General features: G+C 69.4%; 22 protein-coding genes and 5 pseudogenes. 12 read left to right on the top strand and 15 right to left on the bottom strand.

Translation table 11 applies throughout. The features are described from left to right. Positions 1–100: 100 nt before the first annotated feature. From KCH87_RS49600 to KCH87_RS49595, 3 genes are all read right to left on the bottom strand, one after another. On the bottom strand, positions 101–1,105 hold the full coding sequence (locus KCH87_RS49600; protein ID WP_210592162.1) for a methyltransferase: 1,005 nt from the start codon (positions 1,103–1,105) through the stop codon (positions 101–103). A 149-nt stretch (positions 1,106–1,254) separates the two neighbouring features. Further along, positions 1,255–2,712 (bottom strand): amino acid permease, encoded by a 1,458-nt coding sequence (locus KCH87_RS36560; RefSeq protein ID WP_210592161.1) that lies wholly within the window; start codon positions 2,710–2,712, stop codon positions 1,255–1,257. Next, positions 2,675–3,157, bottom strand: a complete 483-nt coding sequence (locus tag KCH87_RS49595; RefSeq protein WP_282613040.1) for a transposase — start codon at positions 3,155–3,157, stop codon at positions 2,675–2,677. Before KCH87_RS49595 ends, KCH87_RS36560 begins: the two co-directional genes overlap by 38 nt. Positions 3,158–3,426: 269 nt before the next feature. Between KCH87_RS49595 and KCH87_RS50850 the strand changes: the two are divergent. Both KCH87_RS50850 and KCH87_RS49585 read left to right on the top strand, forming a co-directional pair. After that, a pseudogene (locus KCH87_RS50850) lies at positions 3,427–4,113 on the top strand (class I SAM-dependent methyltransferase); the annotation flags it as partial. 311 nt (positions 4,114–4,424) lie between these two features. Next, on the top strand, positions 4,425–5,570 hold the full coding sequence (locus KCH87_RS49585) for a SagB/ThcOx family dehydrogenase (RefSeq protein ID WP_247197339.1): 1,146 nt from the start codon (positions 4,425–4,427) through the stop codon (positions 5,568–5,570). A 28-nt stretch (positions 5,571–5,598) separates the two neighbouring features. Here the strand turns inward: KCH87_RS49585 and KCH87_RS36540 are convergent. The 5 genes and pseudogenes from KCH87_RS36540 to KCH87_RS36520 all read right to left on the bottom strand — a co-directional run. Further along, positions 5,599–5,736 (bottom strand): annotated as a pseudogene (locus tag KCH87_RS36540) (IS110 family transposase); the annotation flags it as partial. A 22-nt stretch (positions 5,737–5,758) separates the two neighbouring features. Continuing rightward, positions 5,759–6,622, bottom strand: a pseudogene (locus tag KCH87_RS36535) (transposase); the annotation flags it as partial. Continuing rightward, a pseudogene (locus tag KCH87_RS36530) lies at positions 6,621–6,815 on the bottom strand (NAD(P)-binding domain-containing protein); the annotation flags it as partial. The pseudogenes KCH87_RS36535 and KCH87_RS36530, both read right to left, overlap by 2 nt. Before the next feature lie 7 nt (positions 6,816–6,822). Continuing rightward, entirely contained in the window at positions 6,823–7,041 is a 219-nt protein-coding gene (locus tag KCH87_RS50845; RefSeq protein ID WP_374199081.1) for a GntR family transcriptional regulator, read from the bottom strand. 110 nt (positions 7,042–7,151) lie between these two features. Further along, positions 7,152–7,733 carry an SDR family oxidoreductase gene (locus KCH87_RS36520; RefSeq protein ID WP_308298998.1) on the bottom strand — a complete coding sequence of 194 codons (582 nt, stop codon included), beginning with the start codon at positions 7,731–7,733 and terminating at the stop codon, positions 7,152–7,154. Positions 7,734–7,996: 263 nt separating this feature from the next. Between KCH87_RS36520 and KCH87_RS36515 the strand changes: the two genes are divergently transcribed. Next, positions 7,997–8,593 carry a TetR/AcrR family transcriptional regulator gene (locus KCH87_RS36515; RefSeq protein WP_210592158.1) on the top strand — a complete coding sequence of 199 codons (597 nt, stop codon included), beginning with the start codon at positions 7,997–7,999 and terminating at the stop codon, positions 8,591–8,593. A 418-nt stretch (positions 8,594–9,011) separates the two neighbouring features. On the opposite strand, the gene KCH87_RS36510 is transcribed toward KCH87_RS36515, so the two are convergent. After that, complete coding sequence (locus KCH87_RS36510; protein ID WP_210592157.1) at positions 9,012–9,536, bottom strand: hypothetical protein; 525 nt, start codon at positions 9,534–9,536, stop codon at positions 9,012–9,014. Between KCH87_RS36510 and KCH87_RS50220 the strand changes: the two genes are divergently transcribed. Continuing rightward, the gene (locus KCH87_RS50220; RefSeq protein WP_308298997.1) at positions 9,487–10,203 is read left to right on the top strand and encodes a TetR-like C-terminal domain-containing protein; all 717 of its coding nucleotides are present in this window, start codon (positions 9,487–9,489) and stop codon (positions 10,201–10,203) included. The two genes, KCH87_RS36510 and KCH87_RS50220, sit on opposite strands and share 50 nt — an antisense overlap. A gap of 82 nt (positions 10,204–10,285) precedes the next feature. On the opposite strand, the pseudogene KCH87_RS49580 reads toward KCH87_RS50220, so the two are convergent. The 4 genes and pseudogenes from KCH87_RS49580 to KCH87_RS36480 form a co-directional block, all read right to left on the bottom strand. Beyond that, a pseudogene (locus KCH87_RS49580) lies at positions 10,286–11,515 on the bottom strand (DUF3500 domain-containing protein). A gap of 18 nt (positions 11,516–11,533) precedes the next feature. Continuing rightward, a complete protein-coding gene (locus tag KCH87_RS36490; RefSeq protein WP_210592153.1) occupies positions 11,534–12,025 on the bottom strand; it encodes a nuclear transport factor 2 family protein in 492 nt (163 codons plus the stop codon). After that, the gene (locus tag KCH87_RS36485; RefSeq protein WP_210592152.1) at positions 12,022–12,165 is read right to left on the bottom strand and encodes a hypothetical protein; all 144 of its coding nucleotides are present in this window, start codon (positions 12,163–12,165) and stop codon (positions 12,022–12,024) included. Before KCH87_RS36485 ends, KCH87_RS36490 begins: the two co-directional genes overlap by 4 nt. A gap of 477 nt (positions 12,166–12,642) precedes the next feature. Further along, entirely contained in the window at positions 12,643–13,467 is an 825-nt protein-coding gene (locus KCH87_RS36480) for a hypothetical protein (protein ID WP_210592151.1), read from the bottom strand. Between the two features lie 343 nt (positions 13,468–13,810). Between KCH87_RS36480 and panD the strand changes: the two genes are divergently transcribed. From panD to KCH87_RS36465, 3 genes are read left to right on the top strand one after another with little or no spacing between them, the layout of a single operon-like run. After that, the gene (gene panD, locus KCH87_RS36475; protein ID WP_210592150.1) at positions 13,811–14,230 is read left to right on the top strand and encodes an aspartate 1-decarboxylase; all 420 of its coding nucleotides are present in this window, start codon (positions 13,811–13,813) and stop codon (positions 14,228–14,230) included. A gap of 38 nt (positions 14,231–14,268) precedes the next feature. Then, a complete protein-coding gene (locus KCH87_RS36470; protein ID WP_210592149.1) occupies positions 14,269–14,613 on the top strand; it encodes a GNAT family N-acetyltransferase in 345 nt (114 codons plus the stop codon). Positions 14,614–14,632: 19 nt separating this feature from the next. Continuing rightward, positions 14,633–15,274, top strand: a complete 642-nt coding sequence (locus KCH87_RS36465; protein WP_210592148.1) for an aspartate/glutamate racemase family protein — start codon at positions 14,633–14,635, stop codon at positions 15,272–15,274. 392 nt (positions 15,275–15,666) lie between these two features. Here KCH87_RS36465 and gndA read toward each other — a convergent pair whose 3' ends face one another. Further along, positions 15,667–17,106, bottom strand: a complete 1,440-nt coding sequence (gndA, locus tag KCH87_RS36460) for an NADP-dependent phosphogluconate dehydrogenase (RefSeq protein ID WP_210592147.1) — start codon at positions 17,104–17,106, stop codon at positions 15,667–15,669. Positions 17,107–17,399: 293 nt separating this feature from the next. Here gndA and KCH87_RS36455 point away from each other — a divergent pair, with 293 nt between their 5' ends. Further along, entirely contained in the window at positions 17,400–18,536 is a 1,137-nt protein-coding gene (locus KCH87_RS36455; RefSeq protein ID WP_210592146.1) for a transglycosylase family protein, read from the top strand. Here the strand turns inward: KCH87_RS36455 and KCH87_RS36450 are convergent. Further along, the gene (locus KCH87_RS36450; protein ID WP_210592145.1) at positions 18,526–19,635 is read right to left on the bottom strand and encodes a DMT family transporter; all 1,110 of its coding nucleotides are present in this window, start codon (positions 19,633–19,635) and stop codon (positions 18,526–18,528) included. The two genes, KCH87_RS36455 and KCH87_RS36450, sit on opposite strands and share 11 nt — an antisense overlap. A 560-nt stretch (positions 19,636–20,195) precedes the next feature. Between KCH87_RS36450 and glgA the strand changes: the two genes are divergently transcribed. The 4 genes from glgA (at position 20,196) to KCH87_RS36430 (ending at position 26,950) form a co-directional block, all read left to right on the top strand. Then, positions 20,196–21,347, top strand: a complete 1,152-nt coding sequence (gene glgA / locus KCH87_RS36445) for a glycogen synthase (protein WP_210592144.1) — start codon at positions 20,196–20,198, stop codon at positions 21,345–21,347. 80 nt (positions 21,348–21,427) lie between these two features. Next, the gene (gene glgC, locus KCH87_RS36440) at positions 21,428–22,648 is read left to right on the top strand and encodes a glucose-1-phosphate adenylyltransferase (protein ID WP_210592143.1); all 1,221 of its coding nucleotides are present in this window, start codon (positions 21,428–21,430) and stop codon (positions 22,646–22,648) included. 103 nt (positions 22,649–22,751) lie between these two features. Continuing rightward, positions 22,752–24,200, top strand: coding sequence for a sialidase family protein (locus KCH87_RS36435; protein ID WP_210592142.1), 1,449 nt, complete (start codon positions 22,752–22,754; stop codon positions 24,198–24,200). Between the two features lie 146 nt (positions 24,201–24,346). Beyond that, the gene (locus tag KCH87_RS36430) at positions 24,347–26,950 is read left to right on the top strand and encodes a PA14 domain-containing protein (protein WP_210592141.1); all 2,604 of its coding nucleotides are present in this window, start codon (positions 24,347–24,349) and stop codon (positions 26,948–26,950) included. The last annotated feature ends 5 nt before the right edge of the window (positions 26,951–26,955 follow it).

Here is a 26,955-nt window from a genome sequence, read left to right as displayed (position 1 = left end):
CCTCGCCGCCCGGCACCCCACGGCGACTCGGCCCGTCCGGGCGCTGGGCGGGTTTGTGCTGCTGGCGTTCATGGAATCGAGCGGGGCGGCGCAGATGCTGTCAGGAGGTGACGGCTTCGACGATGTAGTACGGAGGGGTGAGCGGTGTTGTGTTCGAGTGTTTGAGTCCGGCTGATGCGAAGAGTCGATCGAGGTCGTCGTGGTCGCGTTCGCGGCCGGGTTGCAGGGTGAGCATGTTGACGTCCATCAGTGCGGCGGGGTCGGGACGGGAGACCGGCCCGATCAGCATGTCGACGACAACGACTCGTCCGCCGGGCCGCATTGCTTCCCGGCACCGCTCGAGGAGCCGGGCGCAGGCCTCGTCGTCCCAGTCGTGGAGGACGAACTTCAGCAGGTAGATGTCGGCTTCCGGAACCGATTCGAAGAAGTCACCAGCCTGGGCGGTGCACCGCTCGCTCAGCGAGCGGGCTTGTATGTGTACACGGGCGGAGTCCACCACGTGGGGAAGCTCGAAGAGGATGCCGGTGGTCCCGGGATGCTCGTCGAGCATGGACAGCACGAATGCTCCGGTGGCGCCGCCGAGATCGACGATCGTCTCCCCGGGATCGGCAGGGATCTCCGGGACCGCCTCGCGGATGATCGGGAGCGACAGTTCGGTGATGCCCTGGGTGAAGAGCTCACCTTCCTCGGGGGTGGCGCTGAAGTACTCCCACAGGGGTTGCCCGAGGACCTCCATAGCCTGGTCCTTGCCGGTGCGCACTGCGTCGGGCAGGCTGCCCCACAGCCGCCAGTGCCGTACGATCGCGAGGTTGCGCAGCGAGTCGGCCGCGTCGGTGCGGAGCCGGTCGAGCAAGGGTGTGCTGGTGAACCGGCCGGAGGCGTCGTCATAGGCGGCCAGGCCTGTCCCCACGGCCCCTCGCATGAGCCGGAACGTCGTCTCCGGGTGTGTACCTGCGGCCTCGGCGATCTCGTCAGGTGTGCGCGGAGCTTCGTGCAGCAGGTCGGGGACCCGCATTTCGGCGAGGGTCCGTGCTATCTGGCTGACCCACTGGGCAGTGATGATCGACATCATCGCTTCCTGGTCGCCGGTCTTGTAGTCGGTCACCGGGTACTCCTCCTAGACGTGTCGCATATCGACCAGCGACGTCAGCTGTACGCCCAGGGACGGTTCGGTGCCCCATCCCGGACGGTCCCTCCGGTGCCGCGCGTCGTCGTCCGTACGACAGGCGACAACGGAGGAGACCGGGCCGCGGTTCATTCGGGAGGGCCGCCCTGGGCCTCCGGCTTCCGGCCGACACACTCGCGGATCAGCGCGATGCCGACGACCACGACCGCTGCCAGCATCGACATCGTGACCTGCTCGCGCGCGTCGGGCTCGGTCAGCATGTAGACGAGAACGAACGAGATCATCCCGATCGTCGCCCAGGTCAGATACGGGAAGAGCCACATCCGCACGGTCAGCTTCTCGGGGGTCTCGCGCAGGATGATGCCCCGCATCTTCAGCTGGGTGCCACAGATGACCAGCCAGACGAACAGAGCCACCGCGCCGGAGGAGTTGAGCAGGAAGGCGAACACCGTCTCGGGCCACTGGTAGTTGAAGAAGACCGCGAGGAAGCCGAAGACGACGGAGCCCAGGATCGCCGCCTGCGGGACGCCCCGCGCGTTCGTACGGGCGAAGGAGCGAGGCGCGTCGCCGCGCTCGCCGAGCGAGAATGCCATTCGGGAGGCCGTGTACAGGCCGGAGTTGAGACAGGACAGCACCGCCGTGAGCACAATGACGTTCATGACCTGCCCGGCGTGTCCGATGCCGATGGAGTCGAGCGCTGCGACGTACGAGCCCTTGTCGGCGATCGCCTTGCTGTCCCAGGGGAGCAGCGTGAGGACGACGAAGATCGAGCCGAGGTAGAAGACGGCGACGCGCCAGATCACGCTGTTGGTCGCCTTGGTGACCGCGCGGCGCGGGTCCTCCGACTCGCCGGCCGCGAGGGTGACGATCTCGCTGCCCATGAACGAGAAGACCACCAGCAAGATGCCGGTGAGGATGGCCCCGGGCCCCTCGGGGAAGAAGCCGCCATGCGCGGTGAGGTTGGCCAGCCCGGCCCCCTCGTTGTCCGAGCCGGGCAGCAGGCCGAACGCCGCGAGCCCGCCGATCGCGACGAACGCGGCGATGGCGACGACCTTGATGCCCGCGAACCAGAACTCGAACTCGCCGTACGAGCCGACCGAGACGAGGTTCGTCGCGGTGAGGACGACCATCACGATCAGGGCCCAGCCCCACTGGGGCACGGCCGGTATCCAGCCCTCCAGGATCTCCGCGCCCGCCGTCGCCTCGACGGCGAGGACCACGACCCAGAAGAACCAGTAGAGCCAGCCGATGGAGAATCCGGCCCAGCGCCCGAGCGCCCTGTCCGCGTACGCGGAGAACGAGCCCGAGGAGGGGGCGGCCGCGGCCATCTCGCCGAGCATCCGCATCACGAAGACGACCAGCATGCCCACGAACGCGTACGAGAGCAGGATGGCGGGCCCCGCGGCGGCGATGCCGGAGCTTGAGCCGACGAAGAGCCCGGCGCCGATCACGCCACCGATCGCGATCATGGAGAGATGGCGGTTCTTGAGACCGGTTTGCAGCCCGTCGGAGGATGGGGGCGCCCCGGAGCCTTCGGTCTTCCCGGCGTCACCGGGCGATGTATTCACATCGGATGGGGAGTGCATGCTGATGGCTCCTTAACGTGGTGTTACGGATTAGGCGCGGGCAAATTCGCCCCGAGTGTGCACGGCTGGCCGCGCATAGGAGTTCAACCGCTGCTGCGGGGAGAGGGGCGAGGGCCGGAGGGCGTAACCGCCGCGCGGCGCGGGTGAGGCGCGCCCAGCGGGCCGGCTGCCCGAGCTGGTCGGCCACATAGTCCCGCAGATCGTCGCGGATCTCGTCGGGGTCCCACTGGCACCACGACAGCAGCCTCTGCAGCCCATACGGGGTGTCATTGCCTGCGTGCTCGGCTATCTGCCAGCTGTTCTTGCGGCCCACCGGGCCCAGCAGGCCACGCACGTAGTCCCGCATCCGCCGCCGCGGCTCGACACGGCCGAACCGCTCGCCCACCCGCAGCAGCAACGACTCCAACTCGGCATCCCACGAATCGACTTCGGCATCGCTCCCCATATCCACGACCGGTCAACGCGCCCCGATCGAGTGAGTCACAAACCACCACCAACCTGATGCAGCGTCAGCCACCTAGACTCCGACAGGGCCCCGCGACCAGGGCATATGGAGAAGTACAACTGGATTACTAAGGCCTGTCCGGCGGATCTTGCCGACTGCAGCCCCGATCCGCAGGCTCGCCGGAGGAAGTTGCGGTCTCGTGTGAACCGTTCGCCGGGATACTCCGTCGTGGGGGTGCCGTCAGTCCATCGTGCCTCCCGGGAGATTGCATGCCCCCGAAAGCCCGTTCACCACGAGATCCGGAAGCCGCCTGCGAGGAGACGTCCGCGCGGGCGGGCACGGCCGGCGCTGACCCGGTGCGCGGGGCATACGACCGTATGGCCGTGGTCTACGACCGGCTGACACGCGCAGACGATTACGACGTGTGGGTCGGTCTCTACCAGGAGCTGATCGACCGTCATGGCGCGCCTGGCCGTGAGCTGGTGGACCTGGGGTGCGGGACAGGAAAGGCCGCTCTGCGAATGGCGGCCTCGGGATACCGGGTGACGGGCATCGACCTGTCGCCGGAGATGGTCCGTGTCGCGTCCGCCAAGCCGGGCGCGGATCGGGTGCAGTTCCTGATGGGGGATCTGCGCGACCTTCCCGAGGTGGGCCCGTTCGATGTCGCGATCGCGCTCGGCGAGCCCCTCGACCACCTCGCCGGCGAAGCGGAGTTGCTGGCGGCTTTCCGGAGCGTGGCGGGCGTGCTGCGGCCGGGCGCGCTGTTCGTCTTCGACCTGAACACGCTCGCCTTCTACCGCATGCTCGCCCAGGAGATCAGCGTCGAGGAGGAGCCGCAGGCCGTCGTCGTGCACCGGGGCAGCCCCTCGGCGCGGCAGCCGGAGGCGGCAGACTGGCAGATCGACTACTTCGACACGGCGGACGGCGTCACCTGGCAGCGCACCGGTATCCGGCACACCTACTCCTACTTCCCGCCCGCCTCCGTCGACGAGCTGCTGCACCGCAGCGGCCTGACGCAACTGGCCTCCTACGGCCTCCACAAGGGCGAGCTCACCCCGGAGAGCGACGAGGTGACGACACATGCGCAAGATTGTGATCAAGGTCGGCGACGCCACGCGCAAGGACCGCAGCGGTTACCGCTGGGCCCTCTGACGGGCAGCAAGAGCCATCCCCTGGTTGGTGCGGCGGTCCGCGTCCGACTGTTCCGGATCTCCCGGACCGCCGCCATCCCGTTCCGACCCCTCCGCGTCCTGGAGAACCCTGCCTCATGCGACTGCGCAGAGCCCGGTGCCTGGTGTGCTACTGGCACGAGGGCGACTTCATCGCCCACCCCTATCTCGGCGGCTCCCCCCGTGCGCTGCCGTCAGAGGCGGCGGAGATCCTCGCGGCCTTCGACGAGTGGACCACGCCAGAGGAGGCCGCCAAGACGTTGTCCTCCTACGACTCCGACAGCGTGGCCGAAGCCGCTGGCACCCTGCGCGAGCACGCCCTGCTCCTCACCGAGCGCAGCCCGGAAGCCGAGCGTGACGAGGAAGTTGCGCGCCATTGGGGGCCGTGGGCCCCCGAGGCGTCGTTCTTCCACTACGCGACCCAGGACTCCAGGTATGAGGAGCTGACCGAAGAAGGCCGCTACGCACTGGTGACGGACGGCCGTCCGGCTCTCTTCACCTCCCATCCGGAAGCGCGGCGCATGCTCTTGCCCCGTACCCCGGCACGTCTCGATGCGCCCCTGGGCGAGACCCTCTATCGGCGCCGCACGCACCGCTCGTTCGGCTCGCGACCGGTGCCGCAGGCGGACCTGGCCGCCCTGTTGGCCACCACCTTCGGACCCGTGGACTTCCGCGACGCCGGAGGTTTCGGCGCCCTGATGCGCCGCACCAGCCCATCCGGCGGCGCACGGCATGAACTCGAAGCGTACGTCGGAGTCAGGCGCGTGGCGGGGGTCGCGCCGGGCTGGTATCACTACAACGCGCTGGAGCACTCCCTGGAGTTGCTCGCCGAGGGCTGTACGGGAGCGGACCTGGCCTCCCTGGGCGGTGACCAGTCCTGGATGGGCGAGGCGTCCTTCGTGGTCGTCCTGGCCGCGGTGATCGAGCGCATGCTGGTCAAGTACCGTTCTCCTCGCGCTTACCGGGTCTGCCTCCTCGACGCCGGCCACTTCGGGCAAACGTTCGTCCTGGCCGCCACCGCGATGGGCCTGGGCCCCTTCCAGACCGGCGCCTTCGACGACGGAGGTGTGACCGAACGCCTCGGCCTGGACGGCACCACCGTCACCCCCCTCTACATGGTCGGTGCCGGCGCCCCCGGCGACGTCGACCCCTTCGCCCCGCCCTCCGCCGACAGCGATACTTTCGCCCGTACCACCCTCACCCGCCATCGGGAACATGGAGTGGTTCACCGGATCTCGGCCTGACGGGCGGGGGGGGTCTCTATGTCTTTGGTCAAGTGAGCTGTGGGATTCGGGGTTCGTAGAAGGTGCCGTCGCGGAGCATTGCGAAGAGCACGCTGATGTGCTGTCGGGCGAGGCGGAGGAGAGCCTGCGTGTGTGTCTTTCCTCTGACTCGGCAGCGGTCGTAGTAGACACCTCATGATGTCAAGTCATCAGGCAGCAGCAGTGAGTTGGAAGGGAAAAGCGGTCTGTTCGTCGAAAAGCTTGTTGTGTTGGAGGCAGTGGTGGAGCTGGCCGATCATGCGGTTGAAGAGGTTGCGCTGAGCTGCTGCATGCCAGTCCCCGTGCTCGCGACGGCGCCGGTAGTGGTCGTTGGCGCCGTCGGATGCTCGCAGTGAGGCGAAGGCCCACAGATATCCGGCGTGGTTGAGTCGGTCGTTTTTGACCCAGCGCCGGGTGATGTTGGACTTCTTGCCGGAGGCTCTGGTGATGGGCGAGGAGCTGGCGTATGCCTTCAGGCCACGGGCGTCAGCAAACCGGGTGTGGTCGTCCCCGATCTCAGCGAGGATTCGGGCGGCGAGCTGGATGCCGAGCCCGGGGAAGCTCAACATCACCTCGGCGTCCGGGTGTTGGGGGAACGCCTCTTCCACCGCCTTCGCAAGGTCATCGGCGGCGGTGCAGGCGGCCTCGAGCTGGAGGAGGAGGGCAAGCATCTGCTTGCCGAGCGCGTCCTCGACGAGCTGTGGCTGGTGGGCCCAGTCGGCGCGGAAGACGTCGCGGAGCCGGTCGCCGTCCGGCTCGATACCGCGCTTGCGGCCAGCGCGCTTGAAGGCCGCTTGGAGCTGCGGACGAGTCAGCCGTGCAGCCCGAGACGGCGTCGGCGCGGCCTTGAGGAGTTCCCGGGCCTCGGGGCGACAGAGGCCATTGGCCCAGGTGGCGAAGGCATCCAGTGCGGCCGGATAGAACTCGCGCAGCAGGGACCGGAGCTGGTTGGCGATCTGCTGCCGGTTCCAGATGGCATCCTGTTGGGCGCGAGCCAGAACAGCGATAGCCCGGCCCAGGTCAGAGTCCTTGGGCGGCCACGCACTCCTCGGGGCTCTCGGCCGGGATGAAGGTGCCCTCGTCGCCGAACTCGTCGCTCAGTGCGCGGGTGCGGGCGGCGTTGCGGTTGTGGACGGCGACGGTGTAGCCGTTGCGGGCGAAGTTGCGGGCCAGGTTGCGGCCCATCACCGCGAGGCCGGTGACGCCGATCTGAGCTGTTGCGTTCATGAGGGATTCAACTCCTGGAGGGTGTGGGAGTGGAGGCGGAGGTGCCTGGGCGCGCGGCTCGGCCCGCCTGGTCGTCCGGTTCCCGGGTCACTGCTGTGCGGTGAGTGCCTTCGGCGGCCAGTTCTGCGTAGGCGTCGGCCACGGTGTTACGGGCTATATCTGGATGAGTGGCAAGGGATCGGGCCGAGGGCAGCCGGGTGCCCGACACGAGCCGCCCGGTGCGCATGGTCTCCCGTAAAACGTCCATGAGGCCGGCGCGCCATCCGGATCCGCTCAGTTCCAGATGCAGGTCGATGCCGGCCACGGACGGCTGCCGCCGTCGGCTGCGCGGTCGGGCTATGCGCTGTATCCGCCGTCGATGCTCAGTACTGCGCCGGTGACGTAGGAGGCCTGCGGGCCGGCGAGGAAGACGACGCCTGCGGCGATCTCCTCCGGCCTGCCGTACCGCCCCATCGCCGTCGTCGGAAGGAACATGGATGCGGCCGGGCCGTCGGCGGGGTTTCCTTCGGTGTCTACGAACCCGGGCTGGATGACGTTGACCGTGATGCCCCGGTGCGCCAGATCGCGGGCTGCGCCGCGGCTGAAGCCCTCGAGGGCCGACTTCGATCCCGTGTAATACGCCATGCCAGGGAATCCCGCCCGCGTTCCCACACCCGAGCTGATACTGACGATCCGCCCGCCATCAGGCAGCAGCGGGAACGCCGCCTGGATCCCGGCCACCACGCTGGTGTAGTTGACGGCGAGCTGCCGCTCGATGGCGGCCTGGTCGACGAGCTCGCTGTCGATGAGGCCGCCGCCACCCGCGGCCGCGTTGTTGACCAGGATGTTCAGCTTTCCGAACTGCTCGACCACGCTGTGGACCAGGCCCACCGCCTGCGTCGCATCCGCCTGGTCGGCCTGGAAGGCCGCCGCGCACACCCTTGGCCTCCAGCTCGGCGACCACGGCCTTGGCCCGATCCGCCGAGGACGAGTAGCTGATCGCGACGTCGGCTCCCTCGTCGGCCAGCGCCGACGCCGCCTCGATCCCCCGCGATCCGCCGGTGACGATCGCCACCTTGTTGTCCAGTTTTCCCATGTGCTTCTCGCTTCCCTAGGTGTGACGCGCCACGAAATTCTTGACCGTCTGGTCCAGCATGCACGGGTGTTGGACTGCACGGTCAAGAACTCGTATCCTGTGTCGCATGGCACGTCCGCGAACGTTCGACGAGAGGCAGGTCCTGAACGCCGTCCGGGAGCAGTTCTGGGACGCCGGTTACGCCGCGACCTCGCTGGAAGACCTGATGCGGGTCAGCGGCCTGGGCAAAGGCAGCCTCTATGCGGCGTTCGGCGACAAGCGTCAGCTCTTCCTTCGGGCGCTGCGCAGCTACACCGACGACAGCCATGACCGTCTCCGGAAAGCCCTCGCCGAGGCTCCACGGGCTGTGGACGCACTACGCATGCTCCTCGAGGCACCGATCGACGACCCGACCGGCGCTGGTACGCGGCGCGGCTGCCTGATGGCCAACAGCACCTGCGAACTCGGTATCGCCGATCCAGAAGTCGTCGCCCACGCCCACCGCACCTACGAAACGACCACCGCGCTGATCGGTGACTGCGTCGCCCGCGCCCAACGCGAGGGCGACCTGCCAGCCGCGGATCCGATCGCCCTGGCGCGGGCCCTCCTGGCCGCGCAACAAGGGATCGTGTTCATGAGCCGCACCGGGCTGGACACGGCCACACTCGCCGCCACGGCACGATCACTCGCGGCTCAACTCCTGCCGGACCACTCCGGGGACTGAACCAACAGGCGCGAACCGACCGTTCGCACTACGCCTTGCCAACTGCGCGGCCGCCGCACCGCCGCGCCGAACGTGGGACCCGGGGGCGCAAGCTGCCCGCCGGGCGCCAGGCCCTGCTGTCGTGGCCCACCTGCGCAAGAACGACACCTACGCCGAACTGGCCTGCGGGGGGAACTGTCTCTGGCGGCCGAGCACCGACGCGGGCACGGCGCCTTGGACGCCGCGAACATCGACCGTCTCTGGCAGGCCTACCTGTGCAGGTTCGACCTGGAGCGCACCCGCAGCATGCGCCGCAGTGCGCCGGAAACAGCGCAGTGGCCCAGCTGTCTGGCGGACAGCCGGGGCGCTTTGGGGTGGTACACGTGCCGTCACCGCGTTCGGTCGAACGTGGCGTTCGGCGCCCGTGGTTGGGCGAGGGTCAGCAGCGCTTGTCGGTAATTGCCGTGTACTTGGCAGGATCGCCATGGGGGACCACGCTGCCGGCTGCGGCGGTGCAATCCTCGACCGTGTCGGTGCCCGTGGACCAGTACTCCTGGCCCTTGTCCAGCGGGAAGTCCTGGGTGCCGAGCTTCTTCCCCTGGGTGTAGCTGTAGACACCGGTGCTGATGGTGTAGGTGTCTTCCTTGTCGACGAACGACTGCCAGAGCCAGACGTAGCTGTAGTTCTCCTTGCACTCGGGCGAGTAGAACTGCTTCACGGAGGCGATGGTCGCGCCGTCGCGCTTGACGTAGGCGGTCTTGCCGATCTGGTAGGCGTCCTCACAGACGTCGCTGGCCTGCGCCTTCAGACTCAAGGGATTGCCCTTGGGCGTGGGGGCCACGGACTTCGACGCGGAACGCTCGGAGGGCGCGGGAGCTGGCCCGCTGCCCGCGAGAGCACTGCCTGCCGGGACCATGACGAAGGCCGCGGCAATTGCCGCCGTTGCGATCATGCGTGTACGCATGGATTGTTCTCCCCTTGCTTGGGTGGGTGATGGTTTCGGAGCACGGCGGGGTTGGTCATCCCCTCCGTACGCATACGAAGGGGGCATTGGTCGAGCAGCGCTCCAAGGGGTTCAACGCGAAGGGCAGAGGGTTGGTTCAACGGACTCTTTGATCCTGCACCGGGAGGGTGAAATTGCCTGGTCTGGAGGCGTCACGGAGCAGGGTCTTCGTTGTCCGCGCGGTGCTTCCCGGGGTGCTGATCCGAGCTCCCAGGGCCCCGGCGCTGTTCGGCCCGCAGTTTCGGTTCGCTGTTGGGCAGCGGCTTATCGAAGACCCTCGTGCCGGCCGGGCGTTGCGCTTCGAGAAGTCTCCCTCCGCGGTGGCGAAGAGCGCGGCGACTCGCTGCTCGTCGGCGACGCGGGGGCCGCCCGCGGGCTGATGGCCGAGAACCTGACCAACCCCGAGGACACCGCGAGCCTACGCGCCCACATGTTCACCAGCCACGACAAGCTGATGGGCGACGTCCTGGGACGCGCCGCCGCCCGCGGCGAGATCCCCGCCGAAGCGATCAAGCCACGCGTGATCGACTTCGCATCCGCCCTCGTCGACCACCACTTCATCGTCCACGGTGCGCCGAAGCCAGAACCTGAGCAGGGCCTGGCCGAGGTTCAGCGTTCACACGGGTAGCGGTCCTACGGCAAGCATCCGACATCGGTGCTGCTGTCGCGGCTGCCTTCACGGCCGCCCCCTGTCCACCGGCGCAGTGACCTCAGTGGTGGAGCCGGTAGTGCTGGGCGAGGAGATCACGTCCGTAGTCGCCCCGGTTGGGGGCGCGCACGATCGTGTGGACGTGGTAGCGGGCGGGTTCGGGGTTGGTGAGGAAGACGCCGGGGTGGTTGTCGTACTCGATGAGGAGCACAGGGGAGTGGATCCGGTAGTAGAAGGCGCAGACGTCGTCGTGGCCGCCGCGCCAGGCGAACCGGGTTTCGTCGAAGTGCTCGCGGACGAGGGCCAGGGTGCGCTCGGCCTGTGGCGGGGGGGGGAGAGAGAGCCGGTCGAGATAGACCCGGATCAACTCCACCAGCCCGTCACGCTGGTCGGAGGCCAGGCTGGCTGCGACGAAGCCTTCGGAAGGCAGAATGAGGTTGTCGCTGCCCGCGCCGGCGAGGTGCCGTCCGTTCCACGGTCCGGCCAGTTCGGGCGGCAGGGCGTCGCTGCGCAGCGACGCCCCCATCAGGAACTCGTCCTCCCGGTCGGGGGCGAGGGTACGGCGGAATTCCAGGGCGATCTCGGTCTCGTCGCGGAAGGCCTGGACGCCCGCGAAGCGCACCGTGCCGATGGTCGGCTCGGCGCCGAGGAACACCGGGGCGAGGACCACCTGTCCGGCGACGAAGACGCAGTGCAGGTCCACGTGGTGTCCCATCAGCTGCCATCCCTACGGAGAGCGGGGCGACGGCGTCCCGAAGACGGTGAACCAGTAGGCGAATTCCGTGAGGGTGTCGCGGTAGTTGTCGATCAGGTCGCCCAGGTTCTGGTTGAGCGCCATCGCGGAGCACACCTGGGTGTAGCCGGCCAGGCTGAGACTTGCCTCCACGACGGCGAGCGCACGGTCGCGGTCGCGTTCGGCGAGGCGCTCCAGGCGCATGCCCTTGGGGTGCCAGGTCGGGATCGCGTTGGTCCACAGCCGCCACGCCGCGGCTTCCATCGGCAGGTTCCCGACCACCCGCTGGTGGGGTGCGAGCCCGTCGAGGTACGCCTCGGCCGCCGCAACCGCGGCCACGGGGGATGTCCCCGCGTCATTGAGGCGGTACAGGCCCGGGCGTGGGGTGCCGTCCTCGGTGATGCCGACGAAGGGATCGCGATAGCTGCGCAGGTCGGCCGTCAGCTCGAAGGCTCCCTCCGCAGGGAGCAGATCGTCGAAGAGATGAGAGTCGATACTCGGCAGCCCGCCCAGGGCGTCCGGAACCGGGAACTCGCCCGGCGGTTGCTGAGAAGACATCGTCGTCTCCTTCTACTTCTACTCGGTCGGAACAGCCAGGACGTCGCCGGGCATCAGAAAGCGGTTCTCGATCCGCCGCGAGGCGATCCGCCAGCGGCTCGTATGCTCATCCGCCGCGCCGACCCGGACGAAGCGGTCGTACACGTCGGCGATCAGCACCGGCACGGTCGCCGGCACAGGAGGCGTTCCGTCCTGCGCAAAGAGCATGAGGGCGGACACGGCCTCGACATGACCGCTCTCGTGCCGCAGGACAAGGAAGTTGGTCAGCAGGTGCCGTGAGACCCTCGGCCCGCGTGCGGCGCGGTCGCGGTACACGCCGCTGATCTCGTCGGTGCCGCGAAAGGTTCGGCGCGAGAACGTCAGCTCGGCGTCGGAGGTGAAGAAGCCGGCGGCCGCCGAGCCGTCACCGTGGTCGATCTCGTGCCACAACGCCGTCACCAGCATCGACAGCTCGGTGTGCAAAAGGGCCGCGAGGGCTGGGCCGGCGATGGTGCCGGCCCCGGGGGTCATCGGCCGGCTCCCGGGGCAGCGGTACGTGCGCTGTTCACGAGCGCGTGTGCGCCCTGCCGCAGGATGGTGGTGTCGGCCCCGAGGACGAGGAAGTCGTACCCGCGGTGCTCCAGCAACTCGGGGGCGTTGCCCGAGGCCACGGTCCCTGCAGTCCTCTACCGTCAGCTGCAGCGAACGTCGGGAATCTCTAATTTCGAGTACGGGGTCCTGGCCCGGCTGTCCATGGCCGACGAGCACGCGATGCGGCTCAGCGACCTGGCGCGGGAGTGCGATAGTGCCCAGCCCCGCCTGGCCAAGCGGAGGTGATCGCGGGCGAGGACTCTCCCGGCGTGGCGATGGGATGCGACGGCGCGTCCGATCTTGGCCTGGAAAACTGCCCTTCAAGAAGCTCGAGGTTCTGGGCACCGTCCGGAGGAAGGTTGCCCCTTCGAGTCATGGGTCAGCGAGCGAGGGTGCCATGTGGAGCCGTAGCGGAGGTTTGACCAGATGTCGGATTGGACCTCAGCGGGACTGACTGCCCGGGGACGCGTCGGCGGGCTCAGCCCATGTTCGGGCCGAGCCCGCTAGACGGGACTCATGGCAGTGGCGGCTCAAGGTGAGCCGCGCCGGCGGACGGCTCAGTTGTGCTCCTCGTCGATGGTGACGGCGCCGCCGTTGGCGAGCTCGACGACGACCCGTACGCCGCCCTTCTTGGCGGCGGCTTCGAGCTGACCCTCGGTGCAGTCCGCGAGCTGGCCGCCGGGCTCGCCGCAGATCCAGCCGTCGCCGTTGATGGTGGTGGCGGTGTTGCTGTGGAACTTGATCTTCGAGCCGTCCATCTCCCGGAGGGAGTACGTGCCCGGGGCCAGGTAGCCGAGCTCGCCGGAGTGGGTGCCCGTCGGCTTGCCGGTGCCGGGGTCGACGTCGCCCCCACCGGTGTTGGAGTGGTCCTCGAAGATGCTGACCGCGGTGCCGTTCTCGATCTTCACCGTGGCGGAGACGCCCTTCTTGGCCGCGGCCTCGAGCTGCTTCTCGCTGCACGGGGTGGCGGCCTGGCCCTCGGCGTCGCCACAGATCTTGCCGGCGCCCTGGATGTTGGTGTCGGTGGAGGTGAAGAACGCCTGCTCGGTGTCCTTCATGTCGGAGACGGTGTACTTGCCGGGCGCCAGGTAGGAGACGGTGCCGAACCAGGTGCCGGACACGCCCTTGTCGCCCTTGCCGTTCTGGCCGCCCGACGTGCCGCCCGAGTCGCTGCCGGTCTGCGCCCCGGCGCCGTCCGCTTCGGCGCCACCCGAACCGCCGTCCCCGGACGTGCTCTTCGCGTCTGACTGAGAGGTCGACGACCCGGAGCCACTCGACTTCTTGTCCCCGTCCGAGTCCCCCTGGCAGGACGTGAGCAGAGCGGTCGTGGCCATCAGAGCGGCGGTGGCGAGGACGGCCTTGCGGCGGTGGCTGCGAAGCATGGTGTGGGTTCCCCTCACGGCTGTACGAATGGGTGGTCAGCGATCAGCCGGCCACGCTGGTGCGCTTGGTCGATCTTGAGCCTGCCCGACCTGGTGCGCTCAGGGGAAGATCAGTTGCGAAGCGGTGACATGCCTGGCGTGCCTCTGAGACGCACGGGCACGACTCAGTCACTCCCAGCCGTAACGGCTGACCTGACGGTGCATCAGGAAAGTCAGCAAATGGTCAGCATGAGTCCTGAAAACCTGGGGAACCATGCCCGAAGATGCGACACGTTGTACGCTAAGGAAATAGCCCTTGACCTGCAAAAACGCAGGCAGGGAGCCTACCTTTCGGAGTGTCTCGATGCTGCGTACCATGTTCAAGTCCAAGATCCACCGCGCCACCGTCACCCAGGCCGACCTGCACTACGTGGGATCGGTGACCATCGACGCCGATCTGCTCGACGCCGCCGACCTGTTGCCCGGCGAGCTGGTCCACATCGTCGACATCACCAACGGCGCCCGGCTGGAGACGTACGTCATCGAGGGGGAGCGCGGCTCCGGCGTCGTCGGTATCAACGGGGCCGCCGCACACCTCGTACACCCCGGTGACCTGGTGATCATCATCAGTTACGCTCAGGTCTCCGACGCCGAGGCGCGGGCGCTTCGGCCGCGGGTGGTGCACGTGGACCGCGACAACGGGATCGTGGCCCTCGGCGCCGACCCGTCCGCACCGGTGCCGGGCTCCGACCAGGAGCGCAGCCCGCAGGCCGTGTCGGCCTGACCTCGTCGGTGTGACCCCTTCGGACCAGGAGCGTGCTCATGAGTGAGATCGAGATCCGCGACGACCGGGCAGCGGGGCGCCTTGAGGCCCTCGGGGACGGCGAAGTCGTCGGCCACATCGAGTACTTCGTCCTCGAAGCCCCGGGGCGCGCCCTCGTCCCCGTGCACACCATCGTGGAACCCGCGCACGAGGGGAAGGGCATCGCGGGCTCGCTGGCGCGCGAGCTGTACGCCATCGCCGAGCGCGAGGGCATCGCCGTCGCCCCGCTCTGCCCGTACGTCGTGAAGTGGGCGGAGCGCCACCCCGCCGAGGCTCCGGCGGCCGACCCGGAGTTGTCGACGGCGGCGATGGAGTGGCTCAGGGCCCATCCCGGCCGGTTCTGAAGAAGGGATCCCTCGGACCGTGCTCGCACTTCTGCACACCTCACCCGTCCACATCCCCGTCTTCGACGCCCTGCGCGACGAGAACCACCGGGGCCTGGAACTACGGCACTTCGTCGACGAGTCGCTGCTCGACCGGGCCCGGGAGAAGGGCCCCGAGGCGGTGACGGACGACGTGCGTGCCGTCCTGGAGCGGGCGGTCGCCGACGGTGCGCGGGCCGTGCTGTGCACGTGCTCGACCCTCGGCGGCGTCGCGGAGGAGGCCGCCGTCGGGATCGGGGTGCCGGTGCTGCGCGGTGACCGTCCGATGGCGGCCGCCGCCGTGGCCGCGGGGTCCAGGGTCGTCGTGCTCGGGACGGTGGAGAGCACGTTCGGACCAACCGCGTCGCTGATCGAGGAGGAGGCCCGCCGCGCCGGGCGCCCCGTCGACGTACGGGCCCGTCTCGTGGCGGGCGCCTGGCCGCGCTTCGAAGCGGGCGACCTGGAGGGATACGCGCGGCTCGTCGCCGCCGCGGCCGACGAGGTCACCGACGCCGACGCGATCGTCCTCGCCCAGCCTTCGATGGCCCCGGCCCGGCAGCTCACGACGACACCGGTCCCGGTGCTGTCCAGCCCCCGGCAGGGCCTTGCTGCGGGGGCAAGGGCGGCGGGCCCACCCGGGTGAGTGGCCGAACGGGCCCCGGGTACGCGGGGGAGTAGTCCAGAGCCGACGTTTCACCACTGGCCGGAGGACCTCATGACCAACCCGCACCCCGACCCCGTCCCACCAGGACCGACCCCGGGCCCAACGCCCGGCCCGGACCCCGTACACCCCGAGCCACCACTCCCGAGCCCACCGCCGGCCCCCCACCCCCACCCGGACCCGTCCCCGATCCCACCGGGCCCGGAACCCGTACCGAACCCGGAGCCGGGCCCACCCCTCACCTGAGCTGAGGACGAATGCCGGTGGGCGACGCAAAAGCGCCGCCCACCGCAGCGCCCCGTAAGGGGCGCGGGGAACTGCGTGACCAGCCCCCACAAGGCCGCACCCGCAATACGACCGAACGAACCGAGCTACTAGGCGGAAACTTCGGACTGGTCCCCGCCCCACAGCGTGTGGAACGACCCCTCCCGGTCCACCCTGCGATACGTGTGCGCCCCAAAGAAGTCCCGCTGCCCCTGCGTAAGCGCCGCAGGCAACCGCTCGGCCCGCAGACCGTCGTAGTACGCCAGCGCCGCGGAGAAGCCGGGAGTGGGCACGCCCTGGCGGGTCGCCGCGATGACCACCTCGCGCCAGTCGTCCTGCGCGTCGGCGATCTCACGGGCGAACGTGTCGTCGGAGAGCAGGCTCGGCAGGTCCGCCCGCGTGTCGTACGCGGCGCGGATGCGGTCCAGGAAGGCGGCACGGATGATGCAGCCGCCGCGCCAGATCGCGGACACCGCACCCAGGTCGATGTCCCAGTCGTACTCCTCGCTGCCCGCGGCGATCTCGTGGAAGCCCTGGGTGTAGGAGACGATCTTGGAGGCGTACAGCGCCTGCTCGACCTGGTCGGCGAAGGCGCCGGCCTCGGACTCACTCAGCGGGGTGGCCTTCGGCCCGGCCAGCTCCCGCGACGCCTCGCGGAGCGCCGCGTGCCCGGACAGCGAGCGGGCGAAGACCGCCTCCGCGATGCCCGAGACCGGGACTCCGAGGTCCAGGGCGATCTGGACCGTCCACCGGCCCGTGCCCTTCTGCTCGGCCTGGTCCACCACCACGTCCACGAACGGCTTACCGGTCGCCGCGTCCACGTGCGACAGCACCTCGGCCGTGATCTCGATCAGGTACGAGTCCAGCCGTCCGGTGTTCCAGGTACGGAAGATCTCCGCGATCTGCGCGGGCTCGTACCCGGCGACATCGCGCAGCAGCTGGTACGCCTCGCCGATCAGCTGCATGTCGGCGTACTCGATGCCGTTGTGCACCATCTTCACGAAGTGCCCGGCGCCGTCGGGACCGACATGCGTCACACAGGGTGCACCGTCAGCGGCCTTCGCGGAGATCTTCTCCAGCATCGGGCCCAGCGAGTCGTACGACTCCTTCGGGCCGCCCGGCATGATGCTCGGACCGTGCAGCGCACCCTCCTCGCCACCCGAGACGCCCATGCCGACGAAGTGGATGCCCTGCTCACGCAGATCGCGCTCACGACGCCGGGTGTCGGCGAAGTGCGCGTTGCCGCCGTCGATGATCATGTCGCCGGGCTCGAGCAGCGGGGCGAACTCCTGGATCACCGCGTCCGTCGGGTCACCGGCCTTCACCATGATGACCAGGCGCCGGGGCCGCTCCAGCGCCGCCACGAACTCCTTCGCGGTCTCGGCCGCGACGAAGTCGCCCTCGCTCCCGAACTCCTCGACCAGGGCGTGCATGCGTGCCGCCGTCCGGTTGTGCACCGCGACCGTGTAGCCGTTGCGCGCGAAGTTGCGGGCGAGGTTGCGGCCCATGACCGCGAGACCCGTGACGCCGATCTGGGCTGAATTGCTCATTGCGTTGGCTCCTAGTGACCTCGGTATCAGCGGTGCCGGTCCTGCATGCCCGCCAGTATTGCCCCATCGTCCATCCTGACGTGCCGGTACGCCGACCGCACATCCGGGTGACCCGATGTCGCGCAGGCACATACGCATGGAAGGCCTCGCCGCACTCAGCCGTCCCGGGCGTCCCGCCAACGCCCGCCGATTCCTCGCCACTTGGTGTGACCATGCGGCTGATTGCCGTCTTGTCATGGCCTGTTCGCGGCGCTTACTTTTGGCCCTCCGACGCATGTCGAGGGGGCACTTTCATGGCCGTACGCGGCCGGCACCGCCGGTATCAGCCGAACAGGATCAACCGCGCCTCACTCACCGTCACTGCGGGCGGCGCCGGAATGGCGCTGCCGTTCATCGGCACCGGTGCCGCTCACGCCGCGGACGTGGACACCTGGAACAAGGTCGCCGCCTGTGAGTCGACCAACAACTGGAACATCAACACCGGCAACGGCTACTACGGCGGCCTCCAGTTCGCCCAGTCGACCTGGGAGGCCTTCGGCGGCACCCGGTACGCGCCGCGCGCGGATCTGGCCACCAAGGACCAGCAGATCGCCGTAGCCGAGAAGGTGCTGGACGGACAGGGCCCCGGCGCCTGGCCGGTGTGCTCGGTCCAGGCCGGGCTGACCCGGGGCGGCGACACACCCGACATCCAGCCGGGTGGCACGGCCCCGCGCACCGCCAAGAGCTCCGTGGCCGACGTCCAGCCGCAGACCACGCCCCAGTCCCGGGCGGGCACCGCCGAGATGTACACCGTCGTCAGGGGCGACAGCCTCTCCGGGATCGCCGAGAAGCAGGACGTACGGGGCGGCTGGCGGGGGCTCTACGCCGCCAACCGCAAGACCGTCGGAGCGGACCCCGACCTGATCCTGCCCGGCCAGCGGCTGAGTCTGCGCGGCAAGCCGGTCACGACGACGAGTACGACGACCGAGCCGGCACCCAAGAAGCAGCCCGTTTCGGACAGCGCCCCCAAGACGGAGACGCGCAAGAGCGGCTTTGTCGCGCCCGTGAACGCCGGGACCGGCACGCCGTACCACAAGGCGGGCTCAGCCTGGTCGAAGGGCTACCACACGGGCGTCGACTTCGCCGTCGCCACGGGGACCTCTGTGAAGGCCGTCGCTCAGGGGCGGGTCGTCAACGCCGGCTGGGAAGGGTCCTTCGGCTACCAGGTGGTGATCCGGCACGACGACGGCCGCTACACCCAGTACGCGCATCTCTCGGCGATCTCCGTGAAGAGTGGGCAGTCCGTGGGTGTCGGGCAGCGCATCGGCCGCTCCGGGTCCACCGGCAACAGCACGGGCCCGCATCTGCACTTCGAGGTGCGGACCGGGCCCGGCTTCGGTTCGGACATCGACCCGGTGGCGTACCTCCGGGCCGGTGGCGTCAGGATTTGATCCGCATGCGGTGCCGGTCCAGGACTGGCATCGGGACGTACGGGCCGCCGTAGAAAGGCCCGTACAGCAGCGGGGGACTCACGACGTGCGCCGGTTCCTCCTCCTCGACGTCAGGCGTCGGCGCCTGGGACGGGACCAGGGTCTCCGACGGAAGTTCCGCAGCGGGCTGCTTGAGGAGCTTCTTGACGACGTCGGGCGACTCGCCCGAGTGCTGTGCGAGGAGCTCCTCCACAGGCGCCGGCTCCGCCGCGGGCTCAGCTGCCGGCTGCGTACGCCCGATCCGCTCGGTCGTCAGCAGTATCAGCCCGCCCGCCGCCACGACGCCGCAGCTCAGGGCGAGCACGGTGCCCGTGGTGCCGTAGCGGAAGGTCTCGCCGAACATCGTGATGCCGATCGCGGCCGCCAGCACCGGGTTCACGACCGTCAGCGTGGCCAGCGGGGCCGCGAGTCCGGCGCCGCGGTAGGAGGCCTGGGAGAGCATCAGTCCGGCCGTGGCGAAGACACCGATCGTGGCCAGGGACGGCAGATCCGCCGCCGAGACGCCGCCGCTCCAGTCGACCGCGACCGTCTTGGTGAACACCGAGGACATACCGAACGCTATGCCGGACGCCGTGGCGAGCAGCACGCTGCGCACCGCCGGGTGCCGGTGCGCGGCCCGGCCCGCGATCATCAGCGCCACGACCGCACCCGCGGTGACCAGGGCCACGCCCACCCGCTGGGTCGAGTCCAGAGACTGTGTGTCGGCCGTGCCGACCAGAGAGAGAAGACCCGCGAGTCCGACGGTCGCCATGATCGCGCCCCGCCAGGCGGTCGCCCCGGCCTTGCGGCCCACGAACAGCGCGGCCATCGGCAGCGCGAACACGATGGTCAGCGCGCCCAAGGGCTGGACCACGCTCAGCGGACCGAACGCCAGAGCCACCACGTGCAGCACACCGCCGAGACCGTTCAGCGCCACCGCCGCCCACCAGCTCGGCCGGCGCAGCGGCGCGTACTGCTGGTCGGGGGAGGAGTCCGCGACGCGCTCCTGTACGATCGCCCCGCCCGCGTACGCGACGGCGGAGACGAGCGACAGCAGCACGGAGAACGCGAGGGCACTCATGTGCTGCTCCTCTGCGCGAGGCGGGGGCCTGCGGCCCGGCGCGACGATCGGTCGGCTTCCATAGTCAACACGATGCCTCGAAAAGTTCTTCCCGTCGTCGTACCTGAGCACTCAATGGTTCCTACTACCGATGGAGTACGACTGGAGCCTTGTCCTCCCCCAGGGGGGTGACACCCTCGGTAACCCTCCTGGTCGCGCCCCCTAGGGGCCTTGGTACTACTGCTCTTCGTGGGTCTCGCCCCCGGTCTCGCCGCGCTCCGCCCGCTCGGCGGCTTCTTCGTACTACGCACACCAGGAGACCCTCACCGGCCACTTCCGCCCCTCGCGCAGACGCGGGGCGACAGGGCATCGGATATTCACGGAAATTTTCTGAATTCTCGCGTTCGGAAGGCCGCGAACTCGCTTGGGACTCCCGAGTTGCGGATCGCGGCCGGCTCTGGTCTAGGCAGGCCGTGCGGGCCCGGGCGGCGACTGTTGCTTCACACGACCCCCGCGCTCTTCCCCGGGCGCCGCTCTTGAGTGACCATGAGGGAGCCGGGTGCCGAGACAGGGGGTTGCGGGTGCGAGTGGGACTGCTGACCCGGGAATACCCCCCGGACGTCTACGGCGGCGCGGGCGTCCATGTCGAGTTCCTCGCACGCGAGTTGCGCAGCCTCGTCGACCTGGACGTGCACTGCTGGGGCGAGGGCCGGGCGGAGGGCGTCCTGCGCCATCGCCCCTGGCCCGCTCTGGACACCGCCAACGACGCTCTGCGTACCTTCTCCGTCGACCTGGCGATGACCGCCGCACTCGAAGGCCGCGAACTCGTCCACTCCCACACCTGGTACGCCAACCTCGCCGGCCATCTCGGCAAACTGCTGTACGGCATCCCGCATGTGATGACCGCCCACTCCCTGGAGCCGCTGCGCCCCTGGAAGGCCGAGCAACTCGGCGGAGGCTACGCGCTGTCGAGCTGGGCCGAGCGCACCGCGATCGAGGCCGCCGACGCCGTGATCGCCGTGTCCGGCGCCATGCGCGAGGACATCCTCGGCTGCTATCCCACGCTGGACCCGGCGAAGGTCCACGTCGTGCACAACGGCATCGACACCACCCTCTACCGGCCCGACCACGGCACCGAGGCCCTCACCCGTATCGGCGTCGACCCCGACCGGCCGTACGTCCTGTTCGTCGGCCGCATCACCCGCCAGAAGGGCGTGCCCCAGCTGCTGCGCGCGGTACGGAACCTCGACTCCGCGGCGCAGGTGGTCCTCTGTGCGGGCGCGCCCGACACCCCCGAGATCGACCAGGAGTTCCGCGACCTGTTCCAGGAGCTCAGCAGCGTCCGCGCGGGCGTGCACTGGATCCCGCAGATGCTGCCGCGCGCCGATGTGATCCAACTCCTCACCCACGCGGCCGTGTTCGTCTGCCCTTCGGTGTACGAACCCCTCGGCATCGTCAATCTGGAGGCGATGGCCTGCGGAACGCCCGTCGTGGCGTCCCGGGTCGGCGGTATCCCGGAGGTGGTGGAGCACGGAGAGACCGGCCTGCTGGTGGACACCGAGGGGAGCTTCGAGGCGAACCTGGCCATCGCCCTGGACTCGGTGCTCGCCGACCCGGAGCAGGCGGGGCGCATGGGTGAGGCCGGACGGAAGCGCGCGGTGGGGGAGTTCGGCTGGGACGCGGTCGCCCGGAGGACGGCCCAGCTATACCGGGAGATCCTCAAGCAGGCGTAGGACGGGGGCAGGTCCTCGAACAGGCTTAGCGGCCCCTGATCAAGGGCACATCATGGTCAACCAGGGTGAGGGGAGCGGCCATGCGGCGTGGCGGACCTTCGGTGCTCGGAATCGTACTCGCGGGCGGAGAAGGCAAACGCCTGATGCCCCTGACCGCGGACCGCGCCAAACCCGCGGTCACCTTCGGCGGCACGTACCGTCTCGTCGACTTCGTTCTCTCCAATCTCGTCAACGGCGACATCCTGCGTATCTGCGTCCTGACGCAGTACAAGTCGCACTCGCTGGACCGGCACATCACCACCACCTGGCGGATGTCCAGCCTGCTCGGCAACTACGTCACACCGGTCCCGGCGCAGCAGCGGCTCGGCCCGCGCTGGTATCTGGGCAGCGCGGACGCGATCCTTCAGTCGCTGAACCTGATCTACGACGAACGTCCCGAGTACGTCGCCGTGTTCGGCGCCGACCACGTGTACCGCATGGACCCGCGCCAGATGCTCGCCCAGCACATCGAGAACGGCGCGGGCGTGACGGTGGCCGGGATACGTGTCCCGCGCACCGAGTCCTCCTCCTTCGGTGTGATCAGCCCCGGCTCCGACGGCCGTACCGTGGAACGCTTCCTGGAGAAGCCGGCCGACCCACCCGGCCTGGCCGACGACCCCGAATGCGTCTTCGCCTCGATGGGCAACTACATCTTCACCACCAAGTCCCTGATCGAGGCGCTCCAGCGCGACGCCGAGGACCGCAACTCCGTGCACGACATGGGCGGTTCGATCCTGCCGCAGCTCACCGAACGCGGCGAGGCCCAGCTGTACGACTTCAGCGACAACCACGTCCCCGGCGAGACCACCCGCGACCAGGGCTACTGGCGTGACGTCGGCACGCTCGACGCCTACTACGACGCCCACATGGACCTGATCGCCGAGCGCCCCGCCTTCAACCTCTACAACCGCCAGTGGCCCATCTACACCCACTCCGGTCAGCTCTCCCCGGCCCGCTTCAACGCGGGCGGTATCGCCGGCGAGTCCATCATCAGCGCCGGATGCCTGATCCGCGGGCAGGTCACCCGGTCGGTCCTCTCCCCGGGCGTCGTCGTCGACCCGGGAGCGGTCGTCCAGGGCTCGGTGCTGCACGACAACGTCCACATCGGCCGGGGCGCGGTCGTGCGGGGCGCCGTGCTGGACAAGAACGTCGAGGTGCCGCCGGGCGCGACGATCGGCGTCAACCCGGACCGGGACGCGGAGCTGTACACGGTGTCCAAGGGCGGCGTGATCGCCCTGGGGAAGGGGCAGTTGGTGTCGTAGCCCGGCTACTCCCGGAGAGGTACGGGCGGCGTCGCCCCGGGTACGACGACTGCACGGCAGGGACTGCGGACGATGGTGGCTCACCGTCCGGAAGGAGCCCATCGTGCGCAGTTCCGCAGCCGTTCTCGTCGCGGCGACGTTCCCCTTACTCACCCTGACCGGCACCGCGAACGCCGCCCCCGCACCCGAACCGCAACGTATCTCGGGGGCGAACCCCTTCACCGACTGCACCCCCGGGGCGATCGACGGCAAGATGGCCGACGGCGCCATCGAACCGCAGCTCGCCGTCGACCCGCACGATGCCCGCCGGCTGGCCGCGGTGTGGCCGCAGGACCGGCAGCGGGGCGTGGTCCTCGCCGTCAGCCGGGACGGTGGCAGCAACTGGCAGCGCACCGTCGTGCCGAACCTGACGAGGTGCTCGGGCGGCAGCCACGACCACGTCGACGGCCCGGCCGTGACCTTCACCGGTGACGGGGGCCTCGTGGTGACCGGCGGACTCTTCATGGCCGACGGTTCCGCGAGCGCGGCCGTATCGACGCGCTCCGAAGACGGCGGTCGCACATGGACCCGCCCAGCGGTGATCGTCGCGGCGACCGAGCCGGCGCAGGGCGGGGTCGGTGGAGGAGCCCCTGTTGTGGACCCGCGCGATCCCGATGTGCTGTACGTGGTGACGCCCAGGTTCCCGGCCGAGGCGCGGACCCGCAACGACGGCTGGATCAGCCGCAGTGCGGACGGCGGACGCAGCTGGCAGCCGCCGACGCTGGTCGTCGACGCCGGCGACGGACACCTCGTCTCGGGGCATCGGCTGACCGTCCTCGACGACGGCACACTGGTGGACGTTCACTCCCGCGTGCGGTTCGGCGAGGGCCCGATCACGAACCGGCTCACCCTCCAGGCCGTACGGTCCACCGACGGCGGCCGCACCTGGTCCACGCCCGTCAAGGTGGCCGACCAGCGGACCAAGTGGCTGTTCCAGGATCCCGAGTCGGGCGAACAGGTCTCGCACACCACCAGCCTGCTCTCGGACACCGCGGTCGACCGGCGCACCGGCCGGATCCACGTGGCCTGGCAGGACGCGCGGTTCAGCGGAGGCGGGGCCGACGCGGTGGCCCTGGCCTCCTCCGACGACGGCGGCCGCACCTGGTCGGAGCCGGTGAAGGTGAACCGGACGCCGACGGACATCCCCATGCCGAATCAGCAGGCCTTCACCGTCGCACTGGCCGTCGGCCGCGGCGGCACCGTTGCCGTCTCGTACTCCGACTTCCGCCGTAACGACACAGGCGCTCCACTGCTGACCGACCGCTGGCTGGTCCGGTGCAGCCCGCAGGCCGCCGATTGCGCCTCGAAGGGGGCGACTTGGCGGGAGACCCGGCTGACCCCGATCTCCTTCGACATGCGCCAAGCGCCCCGCATCCCTGACGAGGCAAGTCCCCGCGGATATTTCCTGGGCGAGCAGACGGGCCTGATCGCCAACAGGAGTGGGTTCGCTGCCGCGTGGGCCGCGCCGGACGAGCCGGGCAGCGCAGCCGTTCATGCCGTGACGGTGCGCTGATCCAAGGGCCCGCCTCCCCGGGGGAGAGGCGGGCCCTTGTCATGTCCCTGGACAGGAAGTGGAACCCCGTGTTGGGATGCCAACTGCCGTTGATGACAACGTTTTCAGCGCAAGAGCCGCCACCCGTCCTCGACGAGGAGGATCCCATGCGCCACCGACGACTCAGAAACCGCCTGGTGCTACTGCTCGCAGTCGCCCTCGGATTCGCGTGCCTCACCGCCACACCCGCCGCGACCGCCGCATCCGACGACCCGGTCGAGATCCACGGCCTGAAGGGCGAGTACTACACCCACTCCGCCCCGGGCGCCTTCGACTTCCACGAGCTCAAGGCCACCGGCTTCGACCAGAACCTCGACTTCGACAACCTGGAGCCGCGCCTGCGGTTCGCCACCGGTCAGGACAACGATGTCAGTGTCCGCTGGACCGGAAAGATCGTGCCGGAGAAGACCGGCCCCACCACGTTCTCGATCATCGGCGACAACGGCTTCCGTCTCTGGATCGACGGACAGCCGGTCATCGACCACTGGGTCGACGACTGGGACCGCGAACAGACCGCCCAGCCCATCGAACTGACGGCGGGCCAGGCCTACGACGTCAAGCTGGAGTACTTCGAGCACTACGGCGGCTCCAACCTCCACCTGCGCTGGACCCCGCCCGGCGCCAGCAAGGCCGCCGTCCCGCAGTCGGCCTTCCGCCTCCCCGACGGCTACGACTACGACGGCGCCATCGCGACCACCGTCCTCGGAGACGGCCGTACGCTCAAACTCGACTTCGCGCACGAGCTGTCCGCGCCCCCGGCCTCCGTCACCGACCACATCGAGGCGGTGATCGGCGGCGCCAAGTGGCCCCTGACCACCGCCCGGTTGGACCCGTCCGATCCCAAGTCCCTGCTGGTCGGCCTGAAGGAACCGGTCGTCGGCAACAAGACCGGTACCGCCCGCGGCACGTCCGACGTGCGCTACGACGGTCAGGGCGGACTCACCGCCGGCGGTGAGGAGATCGGCGCCTTCTGGAGCAGCGGCCCCAACCGCTCGACGTACGAACTGCGCACCCCGTGGGCCGAAGAGGTCGGTCCGGACAACGCGCTCCCCGAGTACCCGCGCCCGCAGCTGACCCGCGACGCCTGGCGGAACCTCAACGGACGTTGGCAGTTCGCGGCGGCCGACGCGGGCGAGCAGCCGCCGTTCGGCCGGACCCTGAACGAACGCATCCTCGTCCCGTACCCCGTCGAGTCCCAGCTCTCCGGCATCCAACGGCACGAGGACCGCATGTGGTACCGCCGTACCTTCACGGTCCCCGCCGACTGGCGCATCGGGTCCGGCCAGCGGCTACAGCTCAACTTCGGCGCCGTCGACTGGCAGACCGAGGTGTACGTCAACGGCAAGAAGGTCACCGAGCACAAGGGCGGCTACGACAAGTTCAGCGCCGACATCACCGACGCGCTGAAGCCCGGCCGCACCCAGGAACTGATCGTCGGCGTGTACGACCCGACCGACGCGGCTGACGGCGAGAACCCGCCCATCGGCAAGCAGCGCCTGGACCCCAGCGGCATCTGGTACACGCCGAGTTCGGGTATCTGGCAGACGGTGTGGATGGAGCCGGTCGCACGCGACCACGTCGGCTCCCTCAAGGTCACGCCCGACGTCCCGAACAGCCGCGTGACCGTCGAGGCGCAGGGCGTCCGGGCCGGCGTACCGGTCACGGCGACGGCGTACGACGGCAAGGAGAAGGTCGCGACGGCGAGCGGCCGGACCGGGCAGCCGCTGACGCTGACCATCGACGACCCGCACCTGTGGTCGCCGGACGATCCGTTCCTCTACGACCTGAAGGTGAGCGTCGGCGCCGACCGCGTCGGGAGCTACTTCGGGATGCGGTCCATCGCCGTGGAGAAGGTGAACGGCGTTCCGCGCACGGTCCTCAACGGTGAGCCGATCTTCCTGATGGCCACGCTCGACCAGGGCTTCTGGCCCGACGGCCTGCACACCGCGCCGACGGACGAGGCCCTCGCCTACGACCTGAAGGTGCACAAGCAGCTCGGCTTCAACTCGGTGCGCAAGCACATCAAGGTCGAGCCGGACCGCTGGTTCTACTGGGCCGACAAGCTGGGCCTGATGGTGTGGCAGGACATGCCCGCGATGACCGCCGGGGTGACACCGAACGCCGCCTCGCGCGCCGAGTACGAGCGCGAGATGAAGGAGATGATCGACGAGCACATCAGCAGCCCGTCGATCGTCATGTGGGTGACCTTCAACGAGGGCTGGGGCCAGTACGACATCGGCCGCGTCGCCGAGCAGGCCAAGGCCTGGGACCCGACCCGGCTGGTCAACGGCCAGTCCGGGCTGAACCTCGGGGCCGACGGCGGCACCGGCGACATCATGGACGAGCACGGCTATCCCAGCCCCGCCCTGCCACCCCAGCCCGGCGGGGAACGCGCCCTGGTCAGCGGCGAGTACGGCGGCCTCGGTCTCGCGGTCCCCGGACACGCCTGGTCCGTGCAGCAGTCGTACGTCGACGTCGACCCGGCGACCTACACCGACGACTACCTCACCAAGCTCGACGAGGTGCGCGCCCTGGCCTGCCGGGGCGGCAACGGCGCCGTCTACACCCAGATCGCGGACGTCGAGGGCGAGCTCAACGGCCTGCTGACCTACGACCGCAAGGTCCTGAAGCCGGACGTGGCCCGCGTGAAGGCCGCGCACGAGGCGCTGATCCGAGACATCTCCCGGCCGGCGCCGGCCGGCTGTCCGTAACCCCT

This window comes from Streptomyces sp. GESEQ-35, assembly GCF_017948485.1.
In the GTDB taxonomy this organism is placed as follows: Bacteria; Actinomycetota; Actinomycetes; order Streptomycetales; family Streptomycetaceae; genus Streptomyces.
The sequence above is the reverse complement of the archived record's forward strand: the minus strand, read 5'-3'. Positions and strand labels throughout refer to the sequence as shown.